This is a genomic window from Allobosea sp. (assembly GCF_030694325.1).
GTDB lineage: Bacteria > Pseudomonadota > Alphaproteobacteria > Rhizobiales > Beijerinckiaceae > Allobosea.
On record NZ_JAUXYO010000282.1, the window covers coordinates 1 to 6,131 of the forward strand.

The 6,131-nt window shown below is 56.4% G+C and carries 8 protein-coding genes; all 8 read left to right on the forward strand.

Translation table 11 applies throughout. The features are described 5' to 3' along the window. The coding region (locus Q8M82_RS18090) for a multicopper oxidase domain-containing protein (RefSeq protein WP_305692704.1) at positions 1-671 on the forward strand (671 nt) is incomplete at its 5' end. A 28-nt stretch (positions 672-699) separates the two neighbouring features. Further along, positions 700-1,188, forward strand: coding sequence for a cupredoxin domain-containing protein (locus Q8M82_RS18095; RefSeq protein WP_305692711.1), 489 nt, complete (start codon positions 700-702; stop codon positions 1,186-1,188). 29 nt (positions 1,189-1,217) lie between these two features. Continuing rightward, positions 1,218-1,496: a copper-binding protein gene (locus Q8M82_RS18100; protein WP_305692705.1), complete on the forward strand. Its 279-nt coding sequence runs from the start codon at positions 1,218-1,220 to the stop codon at positions 1,494-1,496. Positions 1,497-1,766: 270 nt separating this feature from the next. Continuing rightward, positions 1,767-2,030 (forward strand): hypothetical protein, encoded by a 264-nt coding sequence (locus tag Q8M82_RS18105; protein WP_305692706.1) that lies wholly within the window; start codon positions 1,767-1,769, stop codon positions 2,028-2,030. An 82-nt stretch (positions 2,031-2,112) separates the two neighbouring features. Then, complete coding sequence (locus Q8M82_RS18110) at positions 2,113-2,541, forward strand: GtrA family protein (protein ID WP_305692707.1); 429 nt, start codon at positions 2,113-2,115, stop codon at positions 2,539-2,541. Positions 2,542-2,655: 114 nt separating this feature from the next. Further along, a complete protein-coding gene (locus tag Q8M82_RS18115) occupies positions 2,656-3,369 on the forward strand; it encodes a GNAT family N-acetyltransferase (RefSeq protein ID WP_305692708.1) in 714 nt (237 codons plus the stop codon). Beyond that, positions 3,369-5,078 (forward strand): hypothetical protein, encoded by a 1,710-nt coding sequence (locus Q8M82_RS18120; protein WP_305692709.1) that lies wholly within the window; start codon positions 3,369-3,371, stop codon positions 5,076-5,078. The genes Q8M82_RS18115 and Q8M82_RS18120 overlap by 1 nt, the downstream gene beginning before the upstream one ends. Before the next feature lie 121 nt (positions 5,079-5,199). After that, positions 5,200-6,131, forward strand: a 932-nt coding sequence (locus Q8M82_RS18125; protein ID WP_305692710.1) for an ABC transporter ATP-binding protein, incomplete at its 3' end; no start/stop codon positions are given.

Consider the following 6,131-nt stretch of genomic DNA (forward strand, 5'->3'; position numbering starts at 1 on the left):
GGTTCGGCAACCTGACGATGACCAACCACCCGATCCACATGCATGGCTATGAGTTCAAGGTCTCCTGCACCGACGGGGGCTGGGTCGATCCAGCCACGGCTTGGGACGAGGTCTCGATCGACGTCGCGGTCGGCCAGATGCGCGCCTTCGACTTCGTGGCTGACGAGCCCGGCGATTGGGCGATCCATTGCCACAAATCGCATCATACGATGAACGCCATGGGCCATTCGGTGAAGACATATATCGGCGTCACCAAGAAGGATCTCGTGAGCCGGATCCGCAAGGCCGCGCCGGGCTACATGCCGATGGGATCGAACGGCATGGGCGAGATGGGCTCGATGGAGATGGAGTTGCCGAAGAACACCCTGCCGATGATGACCGGCTACTCCCAGTTCGGCCCCGTCGAGATGGGCGGCATGTTCTCGGTCGTGAAGGTCCGCGAGGGCCTTGCCAAAAACGACTACAAGGACCCCGGCCACTACAAGAACCCCGAGGGAACGGTCGCGTTTGAGTACAAGGGGCAAAAACTAGCCGAGGCGCCTCGTGTCGAGGGCCCAAAGGTGAAGCCCGACCTCGCGACGTGGCAAGTCAAGGATCCGCGCAAGCCTCGGCTCGGCGCGGACGGCAAGCCGCTCCCCGGCGCCAAAGCCGGTGGCCATTCCAATCATTGATCATGACAATCTAACCAGGAGCGACCGCATGACGTTTAAATCCCCGAAGCTGACATTGGCTGCTCTAGCCGTTCTGGCATCGACCGGACTGTCCTTGGCTGGGCCGGGTGGTGCTGGTCACGGCCATGGTGAAGAGACCGCCTACGGCAAGCCCGGCGATCCGAAAAAGCCATCACGGCTCGTCCAGGTCGTAATGAGCGAGCGAGGCGACAAGATGCTGTTCATTCCCGATCGCATCGAGGTTCGACGCGGCGAGCAGATCAAGTTCGCTTTGCGCAACAACGGCGAGATCGATCACGAGATCGTCGTGGCGACGCTCGAGGACAATCTCAAGCACGCCATCGAGATGCAGAAGAATCCCGACATGGAGCATGACGATCCGAACGCCAAGCGCCTAGCGCCGAAGAAGACCGGCGAGATCGTCTGGGCGTTTACCAAGGCGGGCGAATTCGACTTCTCCTGCCTGATCCCCGGCCATCGTGAAGCCGGAATGACCGGCAAGGTTATCGTCAAGTAGGCGCCCGCCTACTCAACAAGGAGCACACCATGCTGAAAATCCTCTCGACGCTCGCCTTCGTGGCGTTCGCGCTGCCGGCCCTTGCCCAACAGGTCAATGGCACGGTCAAGAAGGTCGACGAGGCCGCTGGCAAGCTGACCATTGATCACGGCGCGATCAAGAACCTCGATATGGACGCCATGTCGATGGTCTTCCGCGCCGGTGACCCGGCCATGCTCAAAGGTCTGAAGGCCGGCGACAAAATCAAGTTCGACGCCGACCGGGTCAACGGCCAGATCACCGTGACGAAGCTGCAGAAGACCAAATAAGCGCCGCTCAAGCGCCTATCGAACTCCAAGCCGCGGCAGATTATCATGCCGCGGTGAGGGTTTCTTGGAACTACAGCGAGAGCCGATGAGTGGTTTGCTGCCAATAACCATGCATGGCGTGAGCTTGTTGTTCGTTGATTTAGTCCAAAATCTGAATCTAACAACTTTTTGGTTCGTCACCGCAGTTGTAGCCGCAGGCTTGTTCGCTCTCGTTTTGGTACTGTCTCGAAAATAGACAGTTCCTTCACCTCAAGCAGCGGAGGGCAAATCATGCTAGGACGGTTTCTTGCAATCTTGATCTCTTTTTCGCCGACCGTATCGAGAGCTGACGATGGTGATCTGCAGCGCGCCTTGTTGGAGGCGGCCTGCGCGAACGCGAAAGTTACCCGTCTTCCGGGGGTTGGAAAGAGCGAACTTTACGAGGCCAACTGCTTTGGAACCTCGCATAAGCGCATCAAGATCGTCTGCCTAGCGGGCCGCTGCGTTGCCGATCGTCCGCCTGCCGGACGCGATGATGCAGAAGAACAGAACTGAGACGCAGACTAAATATAGAGTTCATAGCACCTGGATAATTCAAAATCGACGCCTTAGAGGTCGAGATCAGTTAAGGCTGCGAATGCAACTCGTCGCTCAAATTGCGCGCTTTATCCTGGTCGGCGGCTCGGCCACGATCGTTAACTGGCTGGCCCGGTTCCCTCTCTCTTTGGTTATGCCATTTCTCGAGGCGGTGTTTGTAGCCTACATGATCGGCATGGTGGTTGGCTTTGTGCTATATCGTGCTTTTGTCTTTACGGCATCCTCACAATCGCTTGCCTTGCAGATCGCCTTGTTTCTGGGCGTCAACGCAGTCGGTGTGGTTACAGTGATCCTGACCTCGCATGTCCTCCTGCGCATGGTGTTCCCCGCGATCGGTTTCACATTCGTCCCGGAGGCGTCCGCGCATGCGGGCGCGCTCGCCATGGGGGCCGCCGCCAACTTCATAGGCCATAAATTCGTGACATTTCGTGCAGTGAGACCACAACCATCACCGACGGTTGGCACCTGACCGACGGCGGAGGTTTGTCGACCGGCCATTGTCCGCCGCGCAAAGTCGGTCGTTCAGCAGATGACTTGACTGATTTGCCAGTGAACATTCAGCTCGAAAATACCAGAGGCCTTTGTGGAAATCATTGTTAGAGCGGCCGTTCCTGAAGACACCGTGACGCTTGTTGAGCTGATGCTCCAGGCTGCGGGCGATACTCTCCAGTTCATTCTGGATGAGATCGAGCCCCGCGTTACCGCAGGCGAGCTCTTCAAGCACATGATTTCATCAATCGACAGCGAGTGTTCTTATCGGCGTTGCTGGGTTGCACTCGTACAGTCTGGCGCTTTCTCGTCCGTAGTTGGCATGGTAAACGCCTTCCCGGCATCTTTGCTCTGCGACCAGGCTATGCCGTCGAACCTATCAGCGCGGGACACCCATCTCTGGCCTAGAACGGCCCTTCAGGACTGGGGCAGCTACTGCATCAACAGCCTCGCAGTGTTTCCTCTGTACCGACGCCGTGGGATCGCATCCCGACTGATCGAACAAGCCGGCGAGCAAGCCATTGCCGATGGGTTCGCCAGCCTGAGCCTGCATGTCTGGGCGGATAATACATCTGCTATCCGGCTCTATCGCCGGAAGGGGTTCCAGGAACTCGATCGGGCCGCGATTCCTTGGCACCCTCACCTTCCGCATTCTGGAGGCAGTTTGCTCATGAGGCTGAGCGATCTTGCCGGACATGTCGGCTCTTCGGATTCGTGCAAGAAAACGGACCTGTCTGGTGTATCTCGCGCAGACGATCAGGGCGTCTCACTCCCGTCTTATCGCTTGGCTTCGCAGGATAGACGTTGATGAGCATAGCCATCGAGCCGCCCGAGACGACAATAAATCAGGAAGGCAAACAGTTTTCGCCTGTTGCAATTATGTTTTGCGTCATTATCGGCGTCATCATTTTATTGATGATACCGCTTAAACTCCCGGTCGGCCCGATGTATTGGGATTTGATCGTCTATATCGACGGGGCTTATCGCGTATCAATCGGCCAGGTTCCATCGGTGGATTTTTTCGCCCCAGTCGGTCCTCTTGCCTACTGGCTCGTAGCGCCGCTCCTGACCACCTTCAACAATGCCCAACCGCTTCTGCTGGTCCAATGGTCGCTTCTGCTCGTCAGCGCGCCGCCAATGTTTGTCATTCTTGCGCATGTCAACCACCGATCGAGATCGACTGCATTTGCTCTTCTTTTACCGTTCCTGTTCTTTCAGCTTTCGCCAATGAATGTCGAGCAATATTCAAGCTATCCCAGCGTCGATGGGTATGGCATTTATAACAGGCATACAAGCGTACTGCTGTATATTTTAGTTTGTGGTCTTATATTTATAAGAGGACAACGATTGCTTTTTATCGTTGTCACCTGGACGTGCCTCGCTCTATTTCTGTTGAAGATCACGGGCTTTATCGCTGCCGGCCTCCTCTGCACCTTCGCTTTCGTCGCCGGGCGCATCAGCATGCGTGTAGCCCTCGGAATTGTCGCCGCCTTCCTGTTGGCACTCATTGCGCTCGACGCCGCGCTTGGCGTGGTTCGAGCTTACCTGGCCGATATATTGTTGCTCGTGCGCCTTAACGAGGGCAACCTGCTATCGCGGTTCTTGCAGGCCGGTTCACTCCATTTCGGCATCCTCGCGCCGGCCGCCGCGCTATCTATAGCGCTTTTTGTGCTCAAGATTGGGGACTCGCCAATCGGACAAGAATCCCCGGTCGCGCCGGCTTACGGCGCTCTTGCAAGGAAGCTCGACAACAACAGCCCTTGGCTCGCAGTCGCCATCCTTGCCGGCCTGTTTTTTGAGACGCAGAACACAGGTGGGCAGGCGCTCATTCTTATCTGGCCTGTCCTGCTCTCGGTCTTGCTAGGAGTACATCGTCTCAGCGGCGCTTCGCTGATCCTTGTGTTGTCTTTGATAGGCGCAGCGGCGCTGCCGCCCTTCATAAACGTGGCCCACCGCATGGCGCGCGCGCTTGTTGTGCAGGCCAAATTCGTAGACGTTCCGAACGAGGGTCTCAAGACGCTCGGACAAGTCACTCAACGTCCCGAGATCGTCGAGCGTGCGGTGAAGATGCGGGCAGTCTACACGCGCTTCCCCGAAACATTCCGGTTTTTGGCCGACAGCAATCTGCTCCCGGCCTTCACTCTTTACTCAGAGCTGGATTTTCAGGTTGGCTGGTTGATGGCTGCCGATGAGGCTGTTCAGGCAATCCGTAATTACGAATCGGCCAATAACATTCAGTTTAAGACAATCATGAGCCTGAATTTCGTAAATCCGTTCCCCTTCCTATTGAATCGGGACGCAACGCGTCACATCGCGATAGGCGCGGATCCATCACGAGCAGTTCCGGCGCCTGATGCCGAAACCCTGGCCGCGGTATCAAAGACGGATCTTATTCTATATCCCACATGCCCAATTACAGACGCTAACGATGCTTTATTGTCCCTGCACCGATCGGCTATGGCGACGCATAGACCCGTCGTTCTTTCGGCATGCTGGCGGGGATATATGCGTCAATGAAATTATTTTTCGGTAATTCCAATACCAAGTGGCACAATGTTGCTAATGAATGTTTCGTTATAGTTTTGTCGATGGATATGGGAATTGATGAATTGAGGCGGACCATTGGAATTTTCGTACAATGATATTCGTTAATTTCTTTTACAGCGTCAACGACTATATACATCAACTTGTCCATCAGATTGCTGGCCTCGATTATCCCCACGGCCACTGGATACTGTCCGCCGCAGCGATCGTCGTTTTCGTTGTCGCTCCCGCGTGGACGATAGGACATTTGGCGAGAGCGCTGTTTCGGGGGGCATCCTCAGCTCGGAGGCGTCGAGCCCGGCTCGCCGCCGTGATTGGAAGGCCGATCACTGCTTCGGATCACGTTGGCAACGGAGAGCTACCCGGTTCGGGGACAGCCCATCCACCCACGGTCCGAAGCGAAGTCGCGCCGGTCACCCGTAATCCCTGGATGTTGGCCCTCTTTGTCGCGAGGGCCACGTCTCGTTATCAAGTCCTGCTGGTTCTTTTGTCCCTGTTGACGCTGCCCGCAGCCTGGTTCCTCCTCGATATCCCCAAGCACATCATCAATCACGCACTCGCAACCCCCGAGGCGCACGATGGAATGACGTTTCTTGGCTTCCATCTTCCCCGCTTGGAATTATTGATAGCGCTCTGCATGAGTTACCTCGCAATTTTGACAGCGAGCGGCCTCGTTAAATTTGCGGCGACCCGCATCAGAGGACGAGCCAGCGAACGGCTCGTACGGCGACTGCGCCTGAAGATCGTACGCAGATCGAGGAAGAACCTGGCGGCTGAAACGAGAGCCTCGCTTGCGGCCGTCGCCGTTCAGGAGGTCGAGCCCGTTGGCTACTTCGGGGCTAGCTTATTCGTCGTTCCACTCATCTACGGCGGGACGCTTCTCACCAGCCTCGTTTTTCTGTTCGTTCAGAACCCCGCGCTCGCATTGTCGGCCTTGATCATGTTGCCCGTTCAACTGACTTTGCTGCCTCGGCTTCAGAATGCTCTGAACGCAAAAGTACGCGAAAGGGTCTATGCGACGCGAGA